20 protein-coding genes and 3 pseudogenes are annotated in these 24,018 nt (G+C 61.8%); 12 read left to right on the top strand and 11 right to left on the bottom strand.

What is annotated here, in order from left to right:
• Nucleotides 1–226 precede the first annotated feature (226 nt).
• A complete protein-coding gene (locus tag ACTTAI_RS14385) occupies nucleotides 227–607 on the bottom strand; it encodes an HIT domain-containing protein (RefSeq protein WP_444452215.1) in 381 nt (126 codons plus the stop codon).
• Nucleotides 608–618: 11 nt separating this feature from the next.
• Nucleotides 619–2,193, bottom strand: coding sequence for a DUF5928 domain-containing protein (locus tag ACTTAI_RS14390; protein WP_444452216.1), 1,575 nt, complete (start codon nucleotides 2,191–2,193; stop codon nucleotides 619–621).
• A gap of 147 nt (nucleotides 2,194–2,340) precedes the next feature.
• On the opposite strand from ACTTAI_RS14390, the gene ACTTAI_RS14395 reads away from it, so the two are divergent.
• Nucleotides 2,341–3,159, top strand: a complete 819-nt coding sequence (locus ACTTAI_RS14395) for a sulfotransferase family protein (protein WP_444452217.1) — start codon at nucleotides 2,341–2,343, stop codon at nucleotides 3,157–3,159.
• Between the two features lie 82 nt (nucleotides 3,160–3,241).
• Here ACTTAI_RS14395 and ACTTAI_RS14400 read toward each other — a convergent pair whose 3' ends face one another.
• From ACTTAI_RS14400 to nth, 3 genes are read right to left on the bottom strand one after another with little or no spacing between them, the layout of a single operon-like run.
• Nucleotides 3,242–3,904 carry a class I SAM-dependent methyltransferase gene (locus ACTTAI_RS14400; protein ID WP_444452218.1) on the bottom strand — a complete coding sequence of 221 codons (663 nt, stop codon included), beginning with the start codon at nucleotides 3,902–3,904 and terminating at the stop codon, nucleotides 3,242–3,244.
• A gap of 3 nt (nucleotides 3,905–3,907) precedes the next feature.
• A complete protein-coding gene (locus ACTTAI_RS14405) occupies nucleotides 3,908–4,894 on the bottom strand; it encodes an adenosine kinase (protein ID WP_444452219.1) in 987 nt (328 codons plus the stop codon).
• Nucleotides 4,891–5,535 (bottom strand): endonuclease III, encoded by a 645-nt coding sequence (gene nth, locus ACTTAI_RS14410; RefSeq protein WP_444452220.1) that lies wholly within the window; start codon nucleotides 5,533–5,535, stop codon nucleotides 4,891–4,893. The genes ACTTAI_RS14405 and nth overlap by 4 nt, the downstream gene beginning before the upstream one ends.
• Nucleotides 5,536–5,688: 153 nt before the next feature.
• Here nth and ACTTAI_RS14415 point away from each other — a divergent pair, with 153 nt between their 5' ends.
• The 4 genes from ACTTAI_RS14415 to ACTTAI_RS14430 all read left to right on the top strand — a co-directional run bounded on the left by ACTTAI_RS14415 (nucleotide 5,689) and on the right by ACTTAI_RS14430 (nucleotide 9,287).
• On the top strand, nucleotides 5,689–6,624 hold the full coding sequence (locus ACTTAI_RS14415) for a Hint domain-containing protein (RefSeq protein WP_444452221.1): 936 nt from the start codon (nucleotides 5,689–5,691) through the stop codon (nucleotides 6,622–6,624).
• An 87-nt stretch (nucleotides 6,625–6,711) separates the two neighbouring features.
• Nucleotides 6,712–7,608, top strand: coding sequence for a methylated-DNA--[protein]-cysteine S-methyltransferase (locus tag ACTTAI_RS14420; RefSeq protein WP_444452222.1), 897 nt, complete (start codon nucleotides 6,712–6,714; stop codon nucleotides 7,606–7,608).
• A 123-nt stretch (nucleotides 7,609–7,731) separates the two neighbouring features.
• Nucleotides 7,732–8,406 carry an OmpA family protein gene (locus ACTTAI_RS14425; RefSeq protein ID WP_444452223.1) on the top strand — a complete coding sequence of 225 codons (675 nt, stop codon included), beginning with the start codon at nucleotides 7,732–7,734 and terminating at the stop codon, nucleotides 8,404–8,406.
• 107 nt (nucleotides 8,407–8,513) lie between these two features.
• Nucleotides 8,514–9,287, top strand: coding sequence for a FadR/GntR family transcriptional regulator (locus tag ACTTAI_RS14430; protein ID WP_444452224.1), 774 nt, complete (start codon nucleotides 8,514–8,516; stop codon nucleotides 9,285–9,287).
• Nucleotides 9,288–9,293: 6 nt separating this feature from the next.
• On the opposite strand, the gene ACTTAI_RS14435 is transcribed toward ACTTAI_RS14430, so the two are convergent.
• The gene (locus ACTTAI_RS14435) at nucleotides 9,294–9,677 is read right to left on the bottom strand and encodes a DUF4087 domain-containing protein (protein WP_444452225.1); all 384 of its coding nucleotides are present in this window, start codon (nucleotides 9,675–9,677) and stop codon (nucleotides 9,294–9,296) included.
• Complete coding sequence (gene fnrL / locus ACTTAI_RS14440; protein WP_444452226.1) at nucleotides 9,670–10,416, bottom strand: transcriptional regulator FnrL; 747 nt, start codon at nucleotides 10,414–10,416, stop codon at nucleotides 9,670–9,672. The genes ACTTAI_RS14435 and fnrL overlap by 8 nt, the downstream gene beginning before the upstream one ends.
• Before the next feature lie 57 nt (nucleotides 10,417–10,473).
• Here fnrL and hemN point away from each other — a divergent pair, with 57 nt between their 5' ends.
• The 6 genes and pseudogenes from hemN to ACTTAI_RS14470 all read left to right on the top strand — a co-directional run.
• The gene (gene hemN / locus ACTTAI_RS14445; protein WP_444452227.1) at nucleotides 10,474–11,829 is read left to right on the top strand and encodes an oxygen-independent coproporphyrinogen III oxidase; all 1,356 of its coding nucleotides are present in this window, start codon (nucleotides 10,474–10,476) and stop codon (nucleotides 11,827–11,829) included.
• Nucleotides 11,830–11,950: 121 nt separating this feature from the next.
• Nucleotides 11,951–12,112, top strand: a pseudogene (locus ACTTAI_RS14450) (DNA methyltransferase); the annotation flags it as partial.
• A gap of 90 nt (nucleotides 12,113–12,202) precedes the next feature.
• Nucleotides 12,203–12,454 (top strand): annotated as a pseudogene (locus tag ACTTAI_RS14455) (hypothetical protein); the annotation flags it as partial.
• A 660-nt stretch (nucleotides 12,455–13,114) separates the two neighbouring features.
• A complete protein-coding gene (locus ACTTAI_RS14460; protein ID WP_444452228.1) occupies nucleotides 13,115–13,336 on the top strand; it encodes a helix-turn-helix domain-containing protein in 222 nt (73 codons plus the stop codon).
• A 248-nt stretch (nucleotides 13,337–13,584) separates the two neighbouring features.
• A protein-coding gene (locus ACTTAI_RS14465) for an IS3 family transposase (protein ID WP_444452229.1) occupies nucleotides 13,585–14,777 on the top strand; the annotation gives its coding sequence in 2 pieces (ribosomal slippage) (nucleotides 13,585–13,825 and nucleotides 13,825–14,777; 1,194 coding nt in all).
• Between the two features lie 44 nt (nucleotides 14,778–14,821).
• Nucleotides 14,822–15,589, top strand: a pseudogene (locus ACTTAI_RS14470) (IS3 family transposase); the annotation flags it as partial.
• 493 nt (nucleotides 15,590–16,082) lie between these two features.
• Here ACTTAI_RS14470 and ACTTAI_RS14475 read toward each other — a convergent pair.
• Nucleotides 16,083–21,674: a DUF3320 domain-containing protein gene (locus ACTTAI_RS14475; protein WP_444452230.1), complete on the bottom strand. Its 5,592-nt coding sequence runs from the start codon at nucleotides 21,672–21,674 to the stop codon at nucleotides 16,083–16,085.
• 82 nt (nucleotides 21,675–21,756) lie between these two features.
• On the opposite strand from ACTTAI_RS14475, the gene ACTTAI_RS14480 reads away from it, so the two are divergent.
• Nucleotides 21,757–21,897 carry a hypothetical protein gene (locus ACTTAI_RS14480; RefSeq protein WP_181420949.1) on the top strand — a complete coding sequence of 47 codons (141 nt, stop codon included), beginning with the start codon at nucleotides 21,757–21,759 and terminating at the stop codon, nucleotides 21,895–21,897.
• Nucleotides 21,898–22,085: 188 nt separating this feature from the next.
• On the opposite strand, the gene ACTTAI_RS14485 is transcribed toward ACTTAI_RS14480, so the two are convergent.
• From ACTTAI_RS14485 to ACTTAI_RS14495, 3 genes are read right to left on the bottom strand one after another with little or no spacing between them, the layout of a single operon-like run.
• Nucleotides 22,086–22,514, bottom strand: a complete 429-nt coding sequence (locus ACTTAI_RS14485) for a type II toxin-antitoxin system VapC family toxin (RefSeq protein WP_444452231.1) — start codon at nucleotides 22,512–22,514, stop codon at nucleotides 22,086–22,088.
• A gap of 3 nt (nucleotides 22,515–22,517) precedes the next feature.
• On the bottom strand, nucleotides 22,518–22,760 hold the full coding sequence (locus ACTTAI_RS14490; protein WP_444452232.1) for a FitA-like ribbon-helix-helix domain-containing protein: 243 nt from the start codon (nucleotides 22,758–22,760) through the stop codon (nucleotides 22,518–22,520).
• Between the two features lie 60 nt (nucleotides 22,761–22,820).
• Nucleotides 22,821–23,939 (bottom strand): hypothetical protein, encoded by a 1,119-nt coding sequence (locus ACTTAI_RS14495; RefSeq protein ID WP_444452233.1) that lies wholly within the window; start codon nucleotides 23,937–23,939, stop codon nucleotides 22,821–22,823.
• Nucleotides 23,940–24,018 lie beyond the last annotated feature (79 nt).

Below are 24,018 nucleotides of genomic sequence, written 5' to 3' on the forward strand. Positions count from 1 at the left end.
CCTGAGCGAGGCAAATGGGTCGGGCGGAGTTATGCGAAATAACGCCGCAGCGCGCAAGCTTTCCGCGCGCTTCCCCCGGCAGGCGGCCGGGGGCTTTGCCCGCCACAACGCAAAGGCCGGGGGGCTTTGCCCCCCGGGGCCCCCAGCGTATTTGCACCAAGAAAAAGCAGATGCCGTTTTTTCTTGGCTCAAATACGCCCTGTCGCGGCTGGGGCCGGGAGAAAGATCAGTCGGTGCAGATCATCGGGCCGATGCAGCGCCCGGCCAGAATGTGCAGGTGGAAATGCGGCACTTCCTGCACGCCGTTCTCGCCCGCATTGGTAATGGCGCGGAACCCCTTGCCCCCGGAATGCGCCTCGGCGCCGATCAGCTTCACCACCGCGGCGACGGTGCGGGTGAAATCGACAATCTCGGCCTCAGACGCTTCGGCGCAGAAATGATCGTAGGTGACATAGGGCCCCTTCGGGATCACCAGCACATGATCGGGCGCTTTCGGCGCGATGTCGCGAAAGGCGAGCGTGTGCTCGGTTTCCAGAACCGTGCGGTTGGGGATCTCGCCGCGCAGGATGCGGGCGAAGATGTTCGTTGTGTCATAGACATAGGCCAAGGGCGTTCTCCTCAATCGACGAACAGATAATCGGTTGCCGCGATCTCCTGCGCAAGCCAGAGGTCGATGCCGAGGAAGGCCGCCAGCGGGGCCGCGTTCTCCTCGGGGCTTGCCGCTTGCCGGATGCGGTGAAAGACCGGGAAGCCCGCATCCCGCATCTGCTCGCTTTCATGCGCCAGATCGTTGCGGATCGTCGGCAGGAGCCGCGCCAGCACCTCGGGCGGGGTGTGCTCGCCCGCCAGACCGACGCGGCGGGCATGGCCGATCAGATAGTCGTCGGAAAAGTCGCATTCGATTTCCAGAACCCGCGTCGCACATTTGTCGGCGGCGAAATCCAGCATCAGATCGATCGCCGCCGGATCAAGGCACAGCACGAGCCGGTTGCTCTGGTAATAGTCGAACATCATTCGCAACAGCGCGCGCCGGTGCCGGTTGCGCTTGTCCAACGTGCGCTCGATCCCGCCCAGATCGGGCAGCCCCCCCGCTTCGTTGAAGATGTAGTCGAGCGTGGGCAGGTCGGTGCGGTGGCGCACCTGTTCGACCAGTCGCTTCGCCACATGCCATTTCTTGCTGACGACCAGCATCAGCGTGCGCTCGCGACCAAGCGAGGCCTCGCGCTCCCAGAACCGTGGTGCGAAGCGGCGCCCCTCGCGGCCGCGGCCCGTCAGGAAGCTGAAGAGCGAGCGCCCCTCGTTCGAGACGTTGAACGAGACCCCGCGCTGCGCCCAAAGAACGCCGAGCCGGTCTTTCAGTTCCAGCGCATCCGGGCTGATCTTGCGGGCAAAGAGGTAATCCTGCGCCAGCAGCAGGTCGTAATGGTCGTTGTAGAAGGTCACCGGCATGCCGTAATCGGTGAACATCAGGAAAGTGAGCGTGCGGCGCCGGATCTCGCGTTCCGGCACCAGATGCGGCACGATGGTCTGGAAAAAGGTCTCGTCCGGAATCCAGGTGGTGCGGAAGAAGCGCACGACATCGCGGCGCGCGGCGCAGAACTCCAGCACCGCCTCGATCGTGCGCCGCCGCAGGCACCACCATTGCGAGCCGATCATCATCTGCAGATCGTCGGGCACCTTGCGGGTCAGGCCAAGCCGCTTTTGCCACTCGAAGGAGGTGTAGAAGAGCTTGCGTTGCGTGCGCTCGTTGAACCAGTGCCGATAGCTCAGCCGCTCTTCCTTGAAGCCGGTCTTGATCCAGTCCGAGGTGAAGAAGTCGAAACATTCGATGTAATCGGCATCGCTGGCATCCAGAAAGTGATGCGCGAATTCCGCCGTCTTCACCGGCATGCAATCGCCTGACAGCATGTAGAAATGTGTCGCCTGCGGAAAGGCCTCGAGTGCGGCGCGGACCGCCTGCAGCGTCGCCTCGACAAGGCTCCATTCGCCCCAGCCGCATTTGCGCCGCTTGCGCGCGAAGGTGACCGCAGGATTGGTCGCGAGCGCCTCGCGGATCAGCGCGTAATCCGCCGTCGAAGCGCGGGCGTCGAAGTGGATCGAGACGAAATCCCCCGCCGAGGTCAGCCGCTCGGCCTGCGCGATGATCCCCTCGGGATCCTTGTGCGTCAGCAGGATGAAGGCGATTTTTGCCATACTGGAAACAAGCCACCCGCTCTTTTGCCTTATTCGCCTAGATACTGCCAAAGGACATTGAAAAAACAGAGGTTCTTTGCTTCATAGGAAGGAATTCTTGAAGAGTGGTGTGACAGGGTTGGCGCACTGCGACTGGAGGTTCACTTCATGGGTTTTCCCGGCACCTGGATGACCGAGAGCGAGAGCGTCGTCTATCGGGTCGTTCCGAAATGCGCCTGCTCGTCGATCGGGCAGATCATGTTTTATTCCGATCACGGCAAGTTCTTCGACGGCGACATTCACGACTCGACCAAGGGCCTGCACAAGTGGTCGCAAGATGAAAGCCAGAAGGCGATCGAGGCGAACGTCAAGGCGCACAAGTCCTATGCCTTCACCTGCGTTCGCAACCCCTATGCGCGGATCCTGTCGTCGTTCTTCGACAAGATCGCGGGCATTCAGCGGAACGGCAAACGCTATCGCGGCGCACTGGTGCCGCAACTGATCCAAAAATACGGCATCGATGTCGGCAGCCCGGAGAACGGCTTCGACTTCGATCAGGTGGCCTCGTTCCGCCGGTTCCTGCTGTTTGCGCGCGACACCATCCGCTGGCGCCGCCCGATGGAGCCCGACATTCACTGGTCGGCGATGTCGGGGCATATCTCGACCTTCATCGTCAACGGCGGGCGTTATGACCACATCTTCTTCACCGAGAAATTCGACGAGGGGATGCAGGTCGTTCTGAACAACATCCAGACGCCGCATCCGGTCGATCTGAAGAAAGTGCCGAAGTTCAACGAAAGCGAAGGCCACGGGCCGAAGCGGGCGCATCCGGTTTCCGCCTATTTCGACGATCTGTCGCGGCATCTCGTGTGGGAAATCTACCGCAAGGATTTCCAGCTCTTCAAATACGACTTCGACAATCCCGACAACAAGATGCCGATCGGCGAGATCGATCTCGACGAGGTGCATGTGAAGCTGGGCGATTGAGGTCCGCCGCGCAGGGGGCGCTGCCCCCGCCGAGGCGATGCCTCGGCCCCCCGGGATATTTGGGGCAAGATAAAGGGGAAGGTCAGGCGGGGCGCTTGCGCGCCTCGAAAAGCACCTGACCGCGCGGCAGCATCCGGTCGTGTTTCGTCAAGTCCCAGCCCTTGGCCGCCGTCTGAACATCCGCTTCCAGCATGTGCCGGGGCGGACGATCCGGGTGAGTCACGACGCCATCGGGCTGACGGTATGGCTGCTGCGCCTTCCCTTCGGGCGCCAGAAACACCGTGAAAAGAAACACCTCCAGCCGCAGAAACCGGGTCAGATTGGTCAGCGCCTGCGCCAGACAGTCGTTCGGCAGATGCGGAAAGACGGCAAAGGCGATGGCGTGGGTGATCGTCTCGGGGACGCCCGGAAAGGCGAAGGCGTCATCCTCGATCAGCTGCGCCGGGTCGAGCCGCGCGGGATCGGCCAGTTCGGCCGCATGGCCCGCGAGCATCAGATCACGCGAGGCATCGGTGCCCCAGTAATGCCCAGGTTCCAGATAGGCGACGGCCTTGCAGCCCAGCCGCAACGCCCCCGCCCCGATATCGAGAAGATGGTGGTGGGGCGCCAGCCCCCCCACCTCGGTCAAGGCCGCCATCTGCGCCCGCCCGGTCTCGTCCCAGCGGCCGCCGACGATGGCGCGGTGTCGCCCCTCGGCCAGCGCCTTGCCATAGAAATCCGGCGCCAGATAGGGCGAGCGGCCCATGGATCAGAGCAGCCCGGCCTGTTTGAACAGCGCCAGAATGTCGGATTCGGGTCGTGCGCCATAATGGCTGATGACTTCGGCGGCCGCGACGCAGCCCATCTTGCCCGCGATCTCGAGGCTTTGCCCGGTCGCGATGCCATAGAGGAAGCCGGCCGCGAATTGATCGCCCGCCCCGGTCGCATCGACCGGCACGACGCGGGTGACCGGCACTTCCACCCGCTCCGCGCCACGGATCACCACCACATCGGCGCCCGACCGGGTGCAGACCACCAGCCCGCATTCGGTGGCCGCCTGTTGCAGCGCGTTCTCCAGATCGGTCTGGTAGAGCGAGGCCCATTCATGCTCGTTGCCCAGCGCGAAATCCATCTCGTCCTTCACCAGACGGCGGAAGCTGTCGCGGTGCCGATCGACGCAGAACGGGTCCGACAGCGAAATGCCCGCGCGCCCGCCGCCGCGGTGGCAGCCCTGCGCCGCTTTCAGGAACCCGGCCTTGCCGTGATCCTTGTCGAAAAGATAGCCCTCAAGGAACAGGATTTCGGTGTTTTCAACGACGTCAAGCGGCACGTCCTCGGTCGAGAGTTCCGCCGAAATCCCCAGATAGGTGTTCATCGACCGCTCGCCATCGGGCGTGACGAAGATCATCGAGCGCGAGGTCGGCAGATCGGCGCTCTTCACCGGCGGGTTCGGGAAATCCGTGCCCTCGGCCTTCAGCGCGGCCTGATAGAAATGCCCGAGCGTGTCATCGGCGACGCGGCCGATATAAGCCGCCGTCAGGCCAAGATTGCCAAGCCCCGCAATGGTGTTGCCGACCGAGCCGCCGGGGGCCTCGGTGCGTTCGTGCATCGCGGCATAAAGCTTTTCGGCGCGGTCGCGCTCGATCAGCTGCATGATGCCCTTTTCGATGCCCATCGCGGCGAGGAATTCGTCGTCACATTGCGCGATCACATCGACGATGGCGTTGCCGATGCCAACGACCTGATATTTCTTCATGCGGTTTTCTCCTCGAAACGGCACAGATCGCGGATCAGGCAATCGGCGCAGCGGGGTTTGCGGGCGGTGCAGATGTAGCGCCCGTGCAGGATCAGCCAGTGATGCGCGTGGCGCTGATATTCCACCGGCACATTGTCTTCGATGGCGCGCTCGACCACGTCCACATCCTTGCCCGGACAGATGCCCGAGCGGTTGCCGACGCGGAAGATATGGGTGTCGACCGCCTGCGCCGGATGGCCCCAGCCCATGTTGAGGACCACATTCGCCGTCTTGCGCCCGACCCCGGGCAGGCTGACCAGCGCCGCGCGCGAGGACGGCACCTGACCGCCGAAGCGTTCGACCAGCAGGCGCGACAGCGCGATCACGTTCTTCGCCTTGGTGCGGTAAAGCCCGATCGACTTGATATGCTCGATCAGCCCTTCCTCGCCCAAGGCCAGCATCTTTTGCGGCGTGTCGGCGACGGGCCAAAGGCTGCGCGTGGCCTTGTTCACCCCCACATCGGTCGCCTGCGCCGAAAGCGCGACGGCGACAAGCAGGGTGAAGGCGTTCACATGTTCCAGCTCGCCCTCGGGATGCGGGTTCGCCTCCGCGAAACGGCGGAAGATCTCCTTCATCGTCGGGTAATCGAGTTGCGCAACCATGGCCCCCTTCTGCCCGCCGATCCTGCACGGGGCAAGAGGAAGCGCGCAGGATTAACCGAAATCGACAATTTACGGACAATTCGCCGCCGTTCTTAACCTTTCGTTTGCCGTGATGCGAAAGGATGGTGGGGGGCTGAACGGACAGGAGGCAACATGGACTACGGATATCCGGTTTCAGTGCTTGGCCGCAACGCCGAGCAGGGGCTCTGGTCGCTGGACCATGATTTCGATGCCGCCACGATGCTTTGGCAGATCACCCATGGCGACGCCGGGGCAGAGCTGCGCAATGCGATGGACCATGTGATCTTGCAAGGCACGATGACAGCCGATGTGCCGCTCGTGCTGCAAAAGCCCGATGGCGGAACGATCCGTCTCGACCGGATCGAGATCGACGGGGTGCTGTGCCTTTACGTGCCAACGGAACTTCTGACCCCCGGCATCGATTATGCCGAGGCAGAGCCCTTTGCCTTGCCCGCCCGCGCTGCCAGCCCCGAGGAAATCGCCGCCCTGCCCTGCCTTGGCGGCGGCACGATGATCGCCACCTCTGAAGGTCCGGCGCCGATCGACTGGCTGCGTCCGGGCGACCGCGTGCTGACGCGCGACAATGGCTATCAGCCGCTTCTCTGGGTCGGTCAGCACACGATGCCGCGCCGTGCGCCCAGTGATACCCGCCCGCTGCTGCTGGCCACCGCCTGTTTCGGTGACGCGCTGCCCGAGCGCGACGTGCTGCTGTCGCCCGGAACCGGGGTGCTGCTGGCGGGTCACGAACTCGAACTCTGGTTCGGCGAATCCGAGATGTTCGCCAAGGCCAGCCATGCCCTGCCCAAGGCAGAGGCGGGCGCGGGGCCGCAGAAGCTTTACTCGATGCTGCTCGCCACGCCCGAGGTGGTTCTGGCCGAGGGGATGTGGGTCAGCTCGGTTCATGCCGATGCCGCCTATCTGTCGCTTCTGCCCGACCGTATCCGCGGCGTGATCGCGCCGCGCGTCAAGGCGGGTCATGCCCATCCGATCCGCGCCTGGCTGGACGATTGGGAAGTGGCGATGTTCCGCCGCGAACGGCTGGCGCGCGCCCGTCGCGTTGCCGCCTGAACCGCGGCTCCGCCACGCCGAAACCGCAGCTTTCGGGTCGCCTTGCTGCCCCTCTCCGCCTAAGCTGAGGGGCAGAAAGGCGTCCCCATGTCCGAAGATACCCCGCTCGAAGATCGCTACCATTATCGCGTGATCGCCCGCGCCATCGCCGAGATCGACGCCGCGCAGGCCGAGGCTCAGGCGGCAGGCCGCCCGACACGGATCGCGCTTGAAGAGCTTGCAGCACGGCTCGGCCTCTCGGCGGCGCATTTCCAGCGCATCTTTTCCGTCTGGGTCGGGGTCTCGCCGAAGCGCTACACACAATATCTCTCCTTGGGTCTTGCCCGCGAGCTGCTGGCGCAGAAACTGCCGCTTGACCAGGTGGCCGCAGCGGCAGGGCTTTCGACCCCGTCACGGCTGCACGATCTGATCCTGCGCTGGGAGGCGATGACCCCGGGCGAGTTGGCGACGGGCGGCACCGGGCTGGTGATCCGCTGGGGCCGCTTCCCCTCGCCCTTCGGCCCGGTGCTGGGCTTTGGCACGCCGCGCGGGCTGTGCGGCCTCGCCTTCACCGAGGAGATGGGCGAGGCCACCGCCTTTACCGACATGATCGCGCGCTGGCCCGGCGCCCAGCTGATCGAGGACCCGGCCCCGCTGGCCGACTGGGTCGCCGCGGCCTTTGGCGGCACGGGCGAGGCCCGGCTCTCCGTCATCGGCGCGCCGTTCCAGATCAAGGTCTGGGAGGCGCTTCTGGCTATCCCCTCGGGCGAGGTCTGCACCTATTCCGACATTGCCAACCGCATTGGCAGCCCGCGCGCGGTGCGGGCCGTCGGCACGGCCATCGGACGCAATCCGGTCGCGGTGCTGATCCCCTGCCACCGGGTGCTGCGCGCCTCGGGCGGGCTGGGCGGCTATCACTGGGGGCTACCGCTCAAACGGGCGCTTCTGGCGCGCGAAGCCGCCCGGCGCGAGGCGGGACCGGGGGCAGCCACCGCCCTTGCCTGACAGTCTCGCCTGAAGTTGATGCGCAAAATTCCGCCAAGATTTCACAGGGCATGGAACCGGGGCGAAAATCTGGCGTAGAATAGGGGCAACGGCCAGGATGGCCGCAAGCACAAGGGCAGTTCCATGACCAAGACTTCTACCCTCCTTCTCGCCTGCACCGGCCTGTTCGCGCTGAGCGCCTGCACCGACCCCTATGATCAGGGCTACAGCGACTCCTCGAGTGCCGACCCCTATGCCAACACGAAAAGCGCCGCGATCACCGGGGCGATCATCGGCGGTGTCTTCGGGGCGACCCGAGGCGGCGACGAGAAGCTGGAAAAGGCCGCGGCCGGGGCGATCGTGGGCGGGGCGATCGGCGGGCTGATCGGCAACCAGCTCGACAAACAGGCGCAGGAGCTGCGCCGCGATCTGGATACCAATGGCGTGTCGGTCGTGCGTCAGGGTGACCGTCTGGTCGTGACGATGCCGCAAGACGTGCTGTTCGCCGTCGACAGCGCGGCCGTGCGCCCGGACCTGCAGCGCGATCTTTATACGCTCGCAGGCAGCCTGAACCGCTATCCCGACACCACCGTCGATGTCGTCGGCCACACCGATTCGGATGGCGATGCCGCCTACAACCAGCGCCTGTCGCAAGACCGCGCCCGCTCGGTGGCGAATATCCTGATCGGCGCGGGCGTGCCGGGCTATCGCGTCGTCGCCTATGGCCGCGGCGAGGAACAGCCGGTCGCCTCGAACCTGACCGCGCAGGGCAAGGCACAGAACCGCCGCGTCGAGTTCATCATCCGCCCGAACCGCTGAGACGATCGGGCAACGCACGCAAAACGGCCGGGCCTCGTGCCCGGCCTTACCATTTCCCATTGCCGGGCATTTCCATTGGTCATAGTTTCTGACCACGGGAGAGAGAAATGCCATTCCAGAAGATCGAATCCGAGAAACTCGCCTCGGCCGTGGTGCGTCAGATCGAAAGTCTGATCGTCGAGGGCGTGCTGCGCCCGGGCGAACGCCTGCCCTCTGAACGCGAATTGTCCGAACGGCTTGCGGTCTCGCGGCCGTCCCTGCGCGAGGCCGTGGCCGAGTTGCAGGAAGAGGGTCTGCTGACCACCCGCGCCGGCTCGGGGATCTTCGTCGCCGAAGTGCTCGGCTCGGCCTTTTCGCCCGCGCTGATCCGGCTCTTTGCCCGCAATGATCAGGCGGTCTTCGACTATCTCGCGTTCCGGCGCGACCTCGAAGGCATGGCCGCGGAACGGGCGGCCAAGATGGGCTCGGACACCGATCTGAAGGTGATCGACGCGATCATGGCGAAGATGGAAATCGCCCATACGAAGCGCAATCCGGCTGACGAGGCGACGCTGGATGCGCAGTTCCACATGGCGATCGTCGAGGCCAGCCACAACATCATCATGCTGCACATGATGCGGTCGATGTTCGACCTGCTGTCCGAGGGCGTGTTCTACAACCGCCAGATCATGTTCCGGAACCGCTCGACGCGGGAATCGCTGCTGGAGCAGCACCGCGCGATCAACGCGGCGATTCAGGCACGCGACGGCGGCGCGGCCCGGGCCGCGGTGGCGGTGCATATGGAATTCGTGGAAGTGGCGCTGACCGAGTCGCGCAAGGCGGAAAAGCACGAGGCGCTGGCGCGACTGCGGTTGCAGCACCAGAACGGCAAGGCGCTCTGACGGCTGTCAGTCGCGGGGGGGCGGCGGCAGGGCCGGATCGCGCAGGCATTTCGACAACGGCAGCGCCCGCAGCCTGTCGATGAACCAGACCTCGCCTTCAGCCGCATTGCCGTAATCGCCCGAGGCGCAGGCACAGCCATAGCCGTAAGAGCCGTTCGTCTCGACCCATTCGTCGCCGAACTCCGCGTCGGACCAATCCAGATTTTCCCAACCGCCCACTTCCAGCGAGCCCTGCGAGGCAAACCACCAATCGCCATCTGCATCGGTCAGGTAAAAATTGCCGGGCGTCGGATTGACGAACCAGCCGCAGCGGGTTTCCGACCGCGCCTCGGCTTGCGCCGCGCTTGCGAGCAGTCCGAAGGCCAGCGCAAGTGCCAGAGCCTTAGCCAATCAGCCCCCCGTCGCTGTCCTCGCCCGCCTCGATCAAGAGCCGGTCCATGTCGGGCACCGTGACGTGACGTTTCCCCTCCAGCTCGATCACACCATCACGCTTGAGGGCGGAAATCTGCCGACTGACCGTCTCAAGGGTGAGGCCAAGATAGTCGGCCATCGCCTCCCGCGTCAGCGGCAGATCGAAGGTCAGCTGCCCCCTCAGTTTGCGGTGACGAATCGACGCATCGCGACGTGCGACAATCGACAGAAGCGAGGCGATCTTCTCGCGCGCGGTCTTGCGACCAAGCAGAAGCATCCACTCGCGGGCCGCATCAAGCTCGTCCAAAGTCATCTGCAAAAGCCGCTGCGCAAGGTGCGGCGTGCGCTCCATCAGCTCTTCAAACGGCTTCCGGCGGAAGCAGCACATCAGGATATCAGTCGTCGCCGTGACGTTGTAAGCGGCGCGATCACGGCCAGGTCTTCCAACAAAATCAGAGGGTAAGAGAAGACCGACCATCTGCGTGCGACCATCTTCCAGGGTCTGGGTCAGGGTCGCAATCCCCGACACGACCGAGGCCACGAAGTCCATCTTGTCCCCCGACCAGATCACCGTCTGACCGGCCTCGAAGCTTCGGTAATACTTCACGGACTCGAGTTCATCGAGCTCGGAACTCTCGCATCTTGCACAGACGGCCCGGTGCCTGATCGGGCAGTCTCCGCATTGCAGCGAGACCGGATGAGCGTCGTCGTGAGACATTGCCTTGCTTGATTTGGGACAATACTTTGTTCGCGTCGTGAAGGATACAATACGCCCATGAAACATGAATCGCAACTCGCCCGGCTCGGTCTCTTCGATGCCAAGGTGCCCCGCTACACCAGCTACCCGACTGCACCCCATTTCTCCAAGGATATCGGCCCCTCGCAGTTCATCGAGTGGATCGAGGCGATTCCGGCGGGGGCGTCGATCTCGCTTTACATGCACGTGCCCTTCTGTCGGCGCCTGTGCTGGTTCTGCGCCTGCCGCACCCAGGGCACGCAGACCGATGCGCCGGTGAAAACCTATGCCGAGACGCTGATCAAGGAAGTCGAACTTCTGAAATCGCATCTCGCGCCCGGCGTGAAGCTGTCGCGTCTGCATTGGGGCGGCGGCACCGCGACGCTTCTGCCGGCCGATTCGATGCGCAAGATCTGCGACGCCGTCTTCGAGGCGGTGCCGCTGGGCGAGAAAGGCGAATTCTCGGTCGAGATCGACCCGAACGAGATTGACGACGAGCGCATGGATGCGCTGGCGCAATCGGGCATGAACCGGGCCTCGGTGGGCATTCAGGACTTCGACCCCTTCATCCAGTCGGTGATCGGGCGCGAACAGACCTTCGAAGTGACGAAGATGGTCGTCGACATGATCCGCGACCGCGGCATCAACAGCCTGAACGCCGACATCCTTTACGGCCTGCCGCATCAGACGCCGCAGAAGATGACCGAAAGCGTCGAGAAGGTGCTGTCGCTGAAACCCGACCGCGTCGCCTTCTACGGCTATGCGCACGTGCCGTGGATGTCGCGTCGTCAGTCGCTGATCCCGTCGGAAAACCTTCCCACCCCGCCCGAGCGGCTGGAACTCTTCCACCTCTCGCGCGAGCTCTTCACCAAGGCGGGCTATGACGTGATCGGCATCGACCACTTCGCGCTGCCGCATGACGGTCTGGCCACCGCGCTGAAAGCAGGCAAGCTGCGCCGCAACTTCCAGGGCTATACCGACGATCAGGCGGAAGCTCTGGTCGGTCTCGGGGCCTCGTCGATCTCGCGCTTCCCGCAAGGCTATGCGCAAAACGAAAGCCCGACCGGCACCTATACGGCGGCGATCCGCGACGGCAAGTTCTCGACCCACCGCGGCTTCGTCTTCTCGAAGGAAGACCTGATGCGCGGCCGTCTGATCGAGATGCTGATGTGCGACTTCAAGGCCGACAAGGCGGAACTGGTGAACGAATGGGGTGCCGATCCGGTGGCTCTTGAGGCCGAATTCGCCTCCTGCGTCGCGAAATTCGAAGACATGGTGACGGTGACCGAAGCGGGGCTGGAAATCCCCGAGCATGGCCGCCCGCTGACGCGGATGATCGCGCGTCACTTCGATGGCTATGACCTCTCGAAAGCCGGGCACAGCTCGGCGATCTGAGAGCACTTCCATAACAAGGGAAGGGCAGACTGGGCGCCGCAAGGCGCCCATTTCTTTGCGCCGTCCCCGGTTCAATCGGGGGAGGCGCCCACCGGATTGACGGGCAAGATCCTCCACCCCCGGCGACCTGGTGTTCGAACCCTTCTGCGGCTCCGGCACCCAGCTGATCGCCGCCGAACGCACCGGGCGGCGCTGCTGCGCTGTGGAACTGGACCCGGTCTATTGCGACGTGGCGGTGCGGCGGTGGGAGATGGCGACGGGGCGGACAGCCAGCCGCGATTGACCAGTTGGTTCGAACTTGCGAATGTTCGCCCAGAAGGAGAATGGGAAACCGGCCTACCGCCTTCGGTATGCGACCGAGGCGATCCGCAAGGGCGAGGCCGGGGCGCAAGTGGCCGAGAACCTGAACGCGGTTTCCGACACCGCCGACATGTTGGTGGCGCTCGACCGACTGCAGGCTCTGGCGCCTGCGGTCGAAAGCGTCAGCCTCGTCGTCGCCTGGTTCGGCAATGATCTGCGCGCGGGCAATTGCGCGATCAAGCCGGGCGTCGAAGTGGCGGAGAAGGCGACCAGCCCCAAGGTCTGGACGGTAAATGGGGTCTCCCGCGCTGCGGCTCATCTGGTCAAGGTGCTGCCCGCCCGTCTCGTGTTTGCATCTAATCTGCTGCCCCGGTTCAATGACAGCGCGGGGGCTGTGGCTGGTCAGATGCTTCTGCTGCAATATCCCAACTCTTACCTTGGGCGCGAAGACAAGCTTCTGCCAATGAAGCTCAAGGCAGAGATGGCGGGCATTCTGAACCGGGCGCTGGATGGGCTGGACCGCCTCAAGAAGCGTGGGACGTTTGTTCAACCAAGGTCCGCTGCCCCTCTGTTCAAGAATGTGCGGGTTAGGACCATGCCCACAAAGACCTTCGTCGAAGATCAGATGGTTGTGGACGCGAACAGCGTGCTTCCAAAGGATGAGGTCTTCATGGCTTTCGAAGCGTGGCTCGAAGGGTTCAGCACGACAGTTGCTGTCCATTACGACCACTTCTTCAGCCAACTCTATGACAACTACCCGGACGTGGTGACCACTAAGCCTCGGGTGAATGGCGAACAGGTGCCTTCGATCCGTGGCCTTGCCTGGAAGGGTCCGCTTGACTGACAGGCTGGCTGGCTGATTGGTGGTGAATGCTAGAGGCAGGGCTTAGGTCCTGCCTTTTTCTTGTTTCCTGTTGATCCTGTTGATCCTGTTGATCCGGCTGAAAACTGCGGGGCGAGGTGGCGCTGAGTGTGGCGGGTCCCGTTGGGGAAGAGCATCTACGATGAGGAGTATCGGACGCTCATCGACGCCTTGAAGGTGGCGAGGAAGGCCGCTGGCCTGACCCAACAAGACTTGGCTGACAAACTTGGTCGCCCCCAGTCCTTCGTCGCGAAGGTGGAAGGCTACGAACGGCGCCTGGACGTGGTGGAATTCTTGCACCTTTGCAGGGCGGTAGACGTGGAACCCGCGTCGTTCATCTCGTGAATGGGTGCTTGCCTGTCAGCCCTAGAATGCACACTATGGTGAAATTTGAGACGTTGAAAGTGAGTCAAGATGCCTGTTCGAACCATCTATTTCGATGAAGCTGGATACACCGGCTACAATCTTCTTGATCCCATCCAACCGGTTTTTGCCATTGCAAGTATGGATATTGAAGAGCAGCTGTGACCTGCCCCCCGGAAGATCCCTCGCTGTGATGTAGAGTCTGCTCAACCTGAGAAGGAGCAGACGACATGAGGAAAAGCCGTTTCACCGAGGCGCAGATTATCGGGATACTCAAAGAGCGGGAGGCGGGTTTGCCGACCTCGGAGCTTTGCCGGAAACACGGTTTGAGCCCGGCGACGTTCTACAAGCTCAAGGCCAAGTATGGCGGGATGGACCTGTCGGACGCCAAGCGGCTCAAGCAGCTCGAGAACGCGAAGCTGAAGCGGCTGCTGGCGGATGCGATGCTGGACAACGTGGTTCTGAAGGACCTCTTGGGAAAGCCCTGACGACGCCGGTGCAACGGCGGGATGCAGTGCTGCGGGCGATGAAGGATCATCCGATCTCTCAACGCCGTGCCTGCGTTCTGATCGGTGTCGATCCGAAGACGGTGCGGCGCGAGAGGCCGCCCGATAACCCGGAAATCCGTGAGGCGATGCACGAGATCGTCGAGAAGCGCCGTCGCTTCGGCTACCGGCGCGTGGGCATCCTGCTGGAGCGCAAGGGCATGATCATGAACGAGAAGAAGCTCTACCGCATCTACCGGGAAGAGGGCCTGTCGGTGCGCCGACGCCGTGGCCGCAAACGCGCGCGGGGCAGCCGCACCCCGATGCCGGTGCCATTGCGCCCGAACCAGCGGTGGTCCTTGGACTTCCTGTCCGACACGTTCGGGGCCTGCCGGAAGTTCCGCATCCTGGCAGTCAACGACGACTGTTGCCGCGAGAACCTTGCCCTGATTGCCGACACCAGCATCTCGGGGGCCAGAGTGGCGCGGGAACTCGATGCGCTGGTCTGGATCTACGGCAAACCGGCTTGCATCGTTTCCGACAATGGCACCGAGTTCACCAGCAAGGCCATCCTGAAGTGGGCGAACGACAACAAGGTCGAGTGGCATTACATCGATCCGGGCAAGCCGCAGCAGAACGGCTTCATCGAGTCTTTCAACGGCAGCCTGCGAGATGAATGCCTCAACGAGGAGATCTTCGACAGCCTCGCCCAATCGTCGGGAAAACAGCGCCCCGCGCTGTTTTCTGATCCTCCTCATACCCGCCGCACCCTGGCCCTGTGGCGCTACGACTACAACCACGTCAGGCCGCATTCCTCGCTGGGCAATCAAACCCCGGCAGAAGCGCGCCGGGCGCTTGAGCAATCTGAGGGCTCCGCGCCCGGCGCGCTTGCCCCATCCGAAACCGACAACTATCAACCCCAAGGACTCTCGTTATGAACGAGGGACGAACCGGGGGCAGGTCATATGTCTTGAGGTGCGCCAGCATTGCGCTGGCTTGTCGGACCTTTGGGGTCAGCGAGACCTGCTATCGCTACAGCCCGAAGCTGAAGGACGAGAACGAAGAGATCGCCGATCTGCTGGTCGGCCTGACCGATGCCCGCAAGACCTGGGGCTTCGGCCTGTGCTTCCTGCACCTGCGCAACGTGAAGGGGCAGCCGTGGAACCACAAACGCGTCTATCGTATCTATTGCGCCTTGGAACTGAACCTGCGGATTAAGCCGCGCAAGCGGCTGAAGCGGAACAAACCCGACGCGCTGGCTGTGCCGGACGCGCCGAACATGACCTGGTCGATGGACTTCATGGCTGACCGGCTCGGCGATGGCCGCCAGTTCCGGCTGCTCAACGTTCTGGATGACTTCAACCGCGAAGGGCTGGGCATCGAGGTCGACTTTTCTTTGCCAGCGGAACGGGTCATCCGGAGCCTGGATCGGATAATTGAATGGCGCGGCAAGCCGGGAACCATAAGGGTCGACAACGGCCCGGAATACATCAGTGGCAAGTTGCTGATCTGGGCAGAGAAACAGGGCATCACGATCCAGCACATCCAACCCGGTCAGCCGCAGCAGAACGCCTATATCGAGCGCTACAACCGCACCGTCAGGCATGAGTGGCTCGATCAATACATCATCGAAACCATAGAGGAAGCTCAGGATCGCGCCACGCAATGGCTATGGACATACAACAACGACCGCCCGAACATGGGCATCGGCGGCATCACACCCGCCATGAAACTGAAAATGGCCGCGTGAATTCTACGAATGCACCCCGTTAAAAATGGGGAGATTACCAGCACGCCGCCGTCGAAGGCGTGCAGGATGTTGGGCGCCTTTCCTGCCAAGCGCGCTCTTCTGCGGTTTTCGCGCGTTCCTGATCCTGCGGCGCTACTATCCCACTGATCTTTCACGCGGTTTCCGTCCGTTTGTTGACCTATTGTTGACCCGCCGGGGGGAACGCAAAAAGCCCCGCTTGATGGCAGGGCGTATATTCTTGATAACACAAGAGGATTTTGGTTGCGGGGGCAGGATCACAAACTTGTTTCGCGTTCGTCCAAGCACTCAACCTAAAACCAATTCTGAAGGCAGCGTGACTCAACTCACCGGCGCCATCGTCCCTAATTGCGAGGACCCGCGGCGACCCAACCAAAATTGTTCACAACCAAGATGAGGATGACATCTCCTATCATCCCCAGTCAAAAGGCCGTCCAGTTTCCCACGCTACACTTCCCCATGCTTGGCCGTCGTCTTATTTTCTGACTTCCTCTTGTTCACTGGGCACCGCGATCTGAAGCAGCCCTTGCTGATCAATGATCGCTCCACGGCTGATAGCCAATTCGATACCCTCGACCAAGCGCCCTCGTAAGACTTCGCTGGTCGCCTTGAAGCCCAGCGATCTTGCGATCTCAGTTACAAGCTGATCCTTGGTTGCGCCGAAGTTGGCACGAACAATGGCTTCCGCACCGGCCGCAACTTCATCAACGGGAATTGCTTCTGGTTTCCGTAACCCGATTGAACTGGCTTCCGCCCGGTCACGCAAGAAAGGCTGACGCCCAGGAACAGAAAGAAAGTCGCCACAACGAACAACAGTGCCCTTCCGCTCTGCGACATCAGCGGCCGCGTGAATTGCATCACGGATGCGACTGCCTGCGCGCTTCAGACCCCACGCTTCTCTTATGCGTGTCACTACCTCATCGAAGTGAACTGGTCCTTCTGCCTCAACCGCGGCCTCGACCAAAGCGACAAGCACCCCCCGCGGAACCTCATGAAGTTCCTCCTGATGATGGCTGGGTCGGAGCAAGACAGCTTCGACATAAGCTGGTGTCTTGGCAGCTGCAGGCGGTTGTTCATCTGGCACGCCAGATTCAACACCCATGTAGGTCCAATCCCCAACCTCCTCGGCGGTTATCCTGACCTGTGGCGCCACACGCTTCGCCGCGCGAACCTCGTCCTCGGCTTTTGCAGCCTCAATTGCCGCGACGAGACGGGTCATTTCCTGCTGCGGGCGCTGGAACCAATCGGTGCTCCAAATCCGGTGGATATGCCAACCATGGCTTTCCAGAACGGATTGCCTAAGTCTGTCTCGGTCGCGCGCCGACAGTGCGTCATGGTAAGCTGCGCCATCGCATTCGATCCCGAGGAGATATCGACCGGGGCGCTCTGTATCTGCAATCGCTAGGTCGATGAAAAAGCCCGCCAGGCCCACTTGGCGATGAACGTTGAAGCCGCGCTCCTGCAACGCATTGGCCACCTGTTCCTCGAAGACACTGTCATGCCCGCGACCGGTCGACTCTGCCAACGTTAGCTGGCCCGTTCGTGCATAGTGCAGAAAAAGGCGAAATGCGAACACGCCCTTTCGGCTTTGCGCAAAGTCAGGATCAATGTCTTCGTCAGTCATTGACGCAAAGACCTCGCACCGTTGTTTAGCCCGGCTGATCAGAACATTGAGGCGTCGCTCACCACCTTCGGTTCCCAGTGGACCGAAGCGCATGGGGACCCTTCCCCCCGGAACTGTCGGTCCATAGCCCACGGAAATGTAGATCACATCGCGTTCGTCGCCCTGCACGTTCTCCAAGTTCTTCACGAAGAACGGCTCAGAAGGATGCGCGTGGAAATACCCCTCGGTCTCGGGGTGAGCACGCCGCAGGAGTTCGAGTTCGTCGAGGATCGCCCGTCGTTGCGCCACCGAGAACGCAGCGACGCCAAGCGACAAGTCGGGATAGTCCAACGCATGCTGGATGATTGCTTTGGCGACGATCTTCGCTTCGAGGGAGTTGCAGCGCTTGCCGCCGGCGTCGAATATACCATCGGGAATATGGTGAAAGCGCAGGCCCACTCCGGCTTCGGCAGTATAGGGGCTCGGGACAACGAAAAGCTTGCTTTCGTAGAACTGTCGGTTGCTGACGGCGATGAGAGATTGGTGCTTGCTGCGGTAATGCCAACGCAGCATCCGCATCGGCAAGCCTCGCGCAGTGAACAGGCCTAGGATGCTCTCGATGTCGGCGACACGGCTGCCATCGTCTTCGTCCTCGTCAGCAGAACCAGTCATCCGCGCAAAGAAAGATGTCGGGGGAAGTTGCCTCGGATCGCCTACGACCACAACCTGACGAGCCCGCGCCACGGCCCCCAAAGCATCGACTGGCTGTATCTGACTGGCTTCATCCATCACGAGCAGATCAAAGTCGATTGCACCCGGCGTCAGGAACTGCGCGACACTGAGGGGACTCATCATGAAAACAGGCTTCAACGCCTGAAGGGCTGGCGCTGCCCGCTCCACCAATTTGCGGATTGGCATATGGCCACGCTTCTTCTGCAACTCGTTTCGCAAAATTCCGAGGGGGCCGACCGCCCCGCCGTCGCGCGGCGGAATGCGCTTGCTATGCGCCCGCACAATTTCGTCGGCGGATACGTGGATCCTCTGAAGATCGAGATCGGAAAACTCCACCACCTTTCGGGAATGCAGCGTTCCGTCAAATTTGCTGATCTCAGGATCAGTCGCGCACATGATCGAGAAAATGGCTTCGTAATATGCCATTTCAAATGCCGGAACGGCACGCTCAGGGGACAGCCGACCATCGGAAAGGCGATTCACAATGTCGGCGCAGCCCAGTGCGCGGCCACGTTCCGCGCGATCCCGGTAGGATGTCCATTGGTACAGGCCCTCGCCGGACTGGCTCCAAGTGTTGAAAAGTGAAACCGCTTTGTCGAATGCCAGACATTCCAGATTGCACCCGGCGGCCGCCTCGATGTCGAGGTCAAGCAAGGAGAGGACCTGCGTAGTGTCACGCAAAATCGATTGCCAGTGGCTATCTATCCGTTCTGCACGGTCCGCCAACTGGAGGTGATCGGCCACACTTCTCGCAAGCTCAAGAATGTCCTGGTTGGCCACCGCCCAGCCGCATGCGGCCTGAAGATCTGGCCAGGACGATTCATTGCCCCTCCACAGACTTCCGAATGCGCGCTTTGCCCAGCCATCCGCAAGCGCGACCTCCTTCTCGGCCTCCTGAACCGCGCTTATCTTGGCAAGAATATCCAGCCGTTCACCCATTGTGTCCGGGGGTGTCCTGAACAGACGGCGTGAACTTTGCTCGGCATTAACGACGGATGTCGCGTCCGCAATCAGTTCCGTCAGCCGCATTGCTTCAAGAGGACGGTCTGAAAGCTTTGCAAAGAGCTCTGCGGCTGCGCGCAGATTATCGACGCCGGCCAAGCGATTCATGTGCTTTTCGACCGCTGTGCGATCCGGCTCGCGCAACGCGATCTGCCGCATCGAACTCCCCAAATTTCCCAGCGACAGCATCCAGTCCACAACTGCGGCCAATTGCGACACGTCTGATCGCTCACCGCGCCAAAGCGGGCCGAATGCCGCACTTGCCGTTGGCTCAGACCGCGCGAGGAGTTCCTTGGCCACCTTGCCCTTTCGCAGCAGGTCAAGCTGCGCAAGGGTTTCGTCGAGAGATTGGTCTGGGTCAACCAAGCAGGATCGAACCAAGCGGTTCGCCTTGCGCCAATCACCGTTCAAGCTCTTTAGGAGCCCCGTGCCATGGGAGGCAAGAACAAAGCGGGCCGGAGCGAGATCGGTATCCCAAGCAGAATCTGCGAGCTTCCCATCCAATGCCGCTAGGACTTCGCGGTAAGCTCGCACCGCGTCAACCGCGTCCTGCAAAACGCCGGGATTGCGCTCCCAGCTTTGGTCGGCCAAGGCCGAGATGATCGCGACCGGAGCAGATGCAATCTTGTCTGCCAGTCGGCTCAGATGCTCAAGATCCGAAAAAAGCTCAGGAACGGTTTCGCCCAGAACATTGGCGATATCACAAGCGGCCTCGAACTTCGGCAGCAATTCAGAAGCCAGCGATTCAATTTGGGCGAGGTCGTCATTCGTCGTGACCGGAGAAATCTTGGTCAGGATTGGCGACAAGCCATGCAGATCTGAGTGGAAAGCATCCTCGAAAACCGTGTCTTCAAGGGAACGTTTCATTTCCGCATGGCTGGCGCAGAACTCAACAAAATGATTGACTTCTGTCAGATTGGTCAGCCATTGCGGCGCCGAGAACGCGTCGGCGGAGAGGGGCGATGACGCAAGCCTGCGGGCAAGTGCTGTCATTATTCCCGTATCGAGCCAACAGGTCGGCGGCTCTTTGCCAAGCGTAGCGGCAAGCTCGTTGATTGGCCCGGCAACGGTGCGCCATTGATCTGCCACCTGCACAAGCCTGGCCGTCAGTCGCTCGACATCCATCGGTGTAATGCTGGACAGTTTTACGCCGAACCAGAGATGGTCAGCCGGATTACCGATTTCTCTGACCCTTTCGGCAAGTTCCGAAACGATGCGGTGGCGCAGGTCAAATTCGTCTTTCGTCCAGGAGCCGGGTTCGGTCAGGACAATGTCATTTGGTTGCTCCCCGGCGTTACGCAGACGGACAAGCTGACCGATGACGAGATAAGGAGTGAGCCCAGAGGGACGATGTTTGCGATGAATTCGCGCGACATGACCATTCAGTTCATCGCGAAGCTCGGTCAATTTTGTATTCAGTGAACCGAGGTCGCCGATGCGCGGCGATCCGCTTTCCCAGGTGCGACGAAGATCTTCCAGGACAGACTTCTTGTTGGCGCGGTGACTGTGCAACTCAAGGCACGCGGCCCCTACCCCTGTGACATCGAGGCGCCGCTTCACGACCTCCAAGGCAGCCATCTTTTCCGCCACGAACAAAACCGTGCGCCCATCTGCCACAGCCGAAGCAATCAAATTTGCAATCGTCTGGCTTTTGCCCGTGCCAGGCGGGCCCTGAATGACCAGGTTACGACCGTTCCTGACCTCGTGGATGGCAAGCGTCTGAGAACTGTCGGCATCGAGGATGTGAAGCATGTCTGCCGGCGCGATCAACGGATCGATCGGTGCGTCTTCGTGCAGCAATGCCTCACCCGCAGAAAACCCATCCTCCAACAAACCTGTAAGCAAGGGTCGTGAGGTAAGCGTCGCGCCATTCGGCCATATCGAAGGATCGAGGTCGCGGTACATCATGAATTTGGCGAAGGAGAAAAGCCCCAAAATGATGACATCACGGTCGACGCCCCAGCCCTCCTTAGCGTCGATAGCCTGCTCCACGCCGTCGAAGTAAGAGGACAAATCGAAAGTCTCACCGACCTCGAATTCCGGCAGCCGGATACCATGAAGGCGATCCAGGAAGTTCTCCAGCGACAAGTTCCCGGCGAAATCTTCTGGACGAGACCTGAGTTTGAACCTCTCGCCTGCTGTCCCGCGTTCCAAGGTGACGGGGATAAGAAGCAAAGGCGCATGCCGGATGTTCTTCTTGTCCAGAGGATCTACCCACCGAAGGACGCCAAGCGTTAGGTAAAGGACGTTGACGCCCTGCTCATCTTCGAGCGTACGTGCGTCATAATACAGGTCGAGCAGGCGCTTTTGCAGACCTTCTGGCGTGAATTTTGTCTGGAGCCGCGTGTCGCTATGGCGCGCCGCAACGCCTCGCTCATCGAAATCCTGATCCTCAGGCAATGCAAGCGCTTCGATGACATCGGCGTCTTCGTCTATCGGGTCGGCTTCTGGCGGAGTGCTCCCGTCTGCATCTTTGGCCGCCTTGCGAGATGGTGACCCGGGCACAAAGGTGAAAGCTTTGCCTTCATCAACCAGCAGACGAAAGACTTCGTTGCTTTTCTCATCGACGATCTCGATTGTTTTGGTGCCTTTGCCCGACCGAGGCATGTTCAGGAGGCGATTTCGGGCTGAAAGGTCGAGAAGTTCCGTCCGCGCCTTCTCGAGCTTTTCGCTGATAGACCCTTTGCCGGAAAAAATGGATTCCTCGGCGCCAGAATGCAAATCGTCCAAAATATCCTCCTAGCGTATTCACGCGTTCGCGGTCGTCATTGGATATCGAATTGTCGTGTGAGCCGTCGCTCGCGATGAGTGCATGTCGATTCATTATTTCTCGCCCGCCCCGAACCAGTTTTCCAGCCTGAATTTCATCGCGGTGCAGATACTTTGTTCGGTCGGTAGAACCTTGTCCGGCCGCCAGTATAGCCTGAGCGCGGCATCCTCTGGCAAGCCGTGAGGATCGACGCAACGAGACGCGACAATAAAGCCCTCAGTCATGCCTGGACCCTGCGGATATCATGAAGCACTCAACCCTACCTGTCAGGGCAAATGCGGACCAGAACTTCGCTCCAGAGGCGGCGAAAACATTTATTGTCAGTGGGTTAGCGAAAGCCATATTGTAGCCAACGAGTCCACCGTCATAGTTTAGGCCTGTGAAACGACCCACGGGTTGATGATCGTCGGGCCGCAGCCCTCGAAATCCTTGGTGTTGCGGGTCGCTACGGCGGCGCCGGTGGCCGCGGCTATGGCGGCGATCTGGCAATCGGCCTCGGCGACCGGCCGGCCCGCCGCGCGGCGGGTGGCGGCGATGCGCGCATAGGCGCGGGCGGCGGGGCTGTCGAAGGGCAGCACCCGGCCCGCGAAATCCTCGGCGATCATCGCGTCAAGCGCGACCTGCAGCCGGTCACGGCGCTGGCCTTCCGGCAAGATGGCGATGCCCGTGCGCAATTCCGCCTCGGTCACCGCGGTCAGGAACAGATCAGCCGCATCGCGGGCCGCGAACCACGCGAGCACCTCGGGCGAAGGTTCCGCCCGCATCAGTTCAGAGATGACATTGGTGTCGAGCAGGATCATCGCTCAGCCGAAATCCGGCAGATCCCGCATCGGACCACGCGATGGCGGTTGCAGATCGACGCCGCCCAGTGCCGCGAAACGGGCGTGGACGGCCTGCCCAAGGTTCCGCGGCATCTCGGGCGCGGCGACGCTCAGGCGCAGGATGTCACGCACCTCTTCCTCCATCGAACGGCCATGCTCGGCCGCGCGCACCCGCAGGCGGCGCTTCACGTCATCATCAAGATTGCGGATCGTAATGCTGGCCATCGGACCCTCCGGTTACGCTGCAAAGGTAAGAGATGATTGCACTGCAATCAAGATCAAGCCTCACCTGATGCCTTTGTCAAAGCCATGCCGATCTCCGATTCCGGACAATCTTTCCGCCTGCGCCTCGCTCAATTGCGCCCGCAGCCCCGAGACAAACGCGAGATCCCCCCGCAGCCGCTCCCGCTCCACCGCCAGAAGTTTTTTCACCACCCGCGCGGCCATGGCCGCGATCTTGGTGATCAGTGGCAGACCCGGTTTCAGCCGCAAGCCCACTTGCTTACGCTCTTCAACGTCCTGAGGCGCGTTTTCACCCCAGTTCACCTTATTCTCTTGTTCAGAGAAAGCCAAAGTCCCAGCGCAAACCGCCTCAAGCCCCTCTTCGACTGCGGCAACCACGACCTTGGTCGCCTCCACCTGGCGCCGCGCCTCTGCCAATCGCTTTTCTCCTTCCTTCCGGTCGTTCACGACCGCCCGAAGCGTGTTTTTTTCCTCCGTCATCCGGTCGGTGATGGCCCCGACCTCCCTCCGGACCATTGCCAGATTTTTTTCTTCCTTCACCACAAGAGCCTGGACCGACCGCAGTTTTTCTTCCTCCAACGCCAGTTCTGATCCCACCCGTTCCCGTTTCAGCTCCCAGCCCCGTTCTTCCTCCAACGCCCGTTCTTGAACCAACCTCAGTTTTTCGCGCAACTCCCGTGCCATTTCCGTCTTCTTCACGGAATCACCCTCAGCCACCAGCGCCTCGGCCCGGGCCTTGTCTCGCGCCCTCTCCGCCTCCTCTTTCTCTTTCCGGAATCGTTCCCGGTATTCCCTCTCTTCCGCAATCTCCGACCGCACCAGCCGCAATTCCGCAGTCGTCCCCTCGACTTCCTCGGCGATTTCCGCAGCCCTGTCGCGCAGCGCCGCCACCTCTCCCCAAGTCTGCTCACATGCGTCCCGCGCCGCGTCGGCCTCGTCGCGCAGATGCGTCACCATTTCGGTCAACGCCACCTTGCCCCGCTCCAGCCGCTTCACGTCACGATCCGCCGCTTCTCTCCGGAACCTCGCCTCCTTGATCGCCCGTTTGCGCGACTTCCGGATCACCTTTCCCCCAAGATCCCGCGCCTCACTGACCGCTTCTCTCGCCCCATCTTGCGCGACAGAAAGCAGCTGTGCGGCTTCTGCCTGCGCATCCGCCAAAAGCTTCTCCCGCCATTGTGAGGGCGGAACATGCGCCCGCTTTTCCGGCGGCTGTTGTCCCGCCGCTTTCGCCGCACGG

The sequence above is a fragment of the Rhodobacter capsulatus genome, from assembly GCF_052363175.1.
Classification (GTDB): Bacteria; Pseudomonadota; Alphaproteobacteria; order Rhodobacterales; family Rhodobacteraceae; genus Rhodobacter; species Rhodobacter capsulatus_D.

Bases quoted from the DNA above. Each gene is read 5' to 3' on its own strand.
- ACTTAI_RS14430 (WP_444452224.1), top strand. From the start codon at position 8,514: ATGCCATTCCAGAAGATCGAATCCGAGAAACTCGCCTCGGCCGTGGTG.
- ACTTAI_RS14405 (WP_444452219.1), bottom strand. From the start codon at position 4,894: ATGAAGAAATATCAGGTCGTTGGCATCGGCAACGCCATCGTCGATGTG.
- ACTTAI_RS14395 (WP_444452217.1), top strand. From the start codon at position 2,341: ATGGGTTTTCCCGGCACCTGGATGACCGAGAGCGAGAGCGTCGTCTAT.
- nth (WP_444452220.1), bottom strand. From the start codon at position 5,535: ATGGTTGCGCAACTCGATTACCCGACGATGAAGGAGATCTTCCGCCGT.
- ACTTAI_RS14415 (WP_444452221.1), top strand. From the start codon at position 5,689: ATGGACTACGGATATCCGGTTTCAGTGCTTGGCCGCAACGCCGAGCAG.
- hemN (WP_444452227.1), top strand. From the start codon at position 10,474: ATGAAACATGAATCGCAACTCGCCCGGCTCGGTCTCTTCGATGCCAAG.
- ACTTAI_RS14400 (WP_444452218.1), bottom strand. From the start codon at position 3,904: ATGGGCCGCTCGCCCTATCTGGCGCCGGATTTCTATGGCAAGGCGCTG.
- ACTTAI_RS14485 (WP_444452231.1), bottom strand. From the start codon at position 22,514: ATGATCCTGCTCGACACCAATGTCATCTCTGAACTGATGCGGGCGGAA.
- ACTTAI_RS14390 (WP_444452216.1), bottom strand. From the start codon at position 2,193: ATGGCAAAAATCGCCTTCATCCTGCTGACGCACAAGGATCCCGAGGGG.
- ACTTAI_RS14480 (WP_181420949.1), top strand. From the start codon at position 21,757: ATGTCGATTCATTATTTCTCGCCCGCCCCGAACCAGTTTTCCAGCCTG.
- fnrL (WP_444452226.1), bottom strand. From the start codon at position 10,416: ATGTCTCACGACGACGCTCATCCGGTCTCGCTGCAATGCGGAGACTGC.
- ACTTAI_RS14420 (WP_444452222.1), top strand. From the start codon at position 6,712: ATGTCCGAAGATACCCCGCTCGAAGATCGCTACCATTATCGCGTGATC.
- ACTTAI_RS14425 (WP_444452223.1), top strand. From the start codon at position 7,732: ATGACCAAGACTTCTACCCTCCTTCTCGCCTGCACCGGCCTGTTCGCG.
- ACTTAI_RS14490 (WP_444452232.1), bottom strand. From the start codon at position 22,760: ATGGCCAGCATTACGATCCGCAATCTTGATGATGACGTGAAGCGCCGC.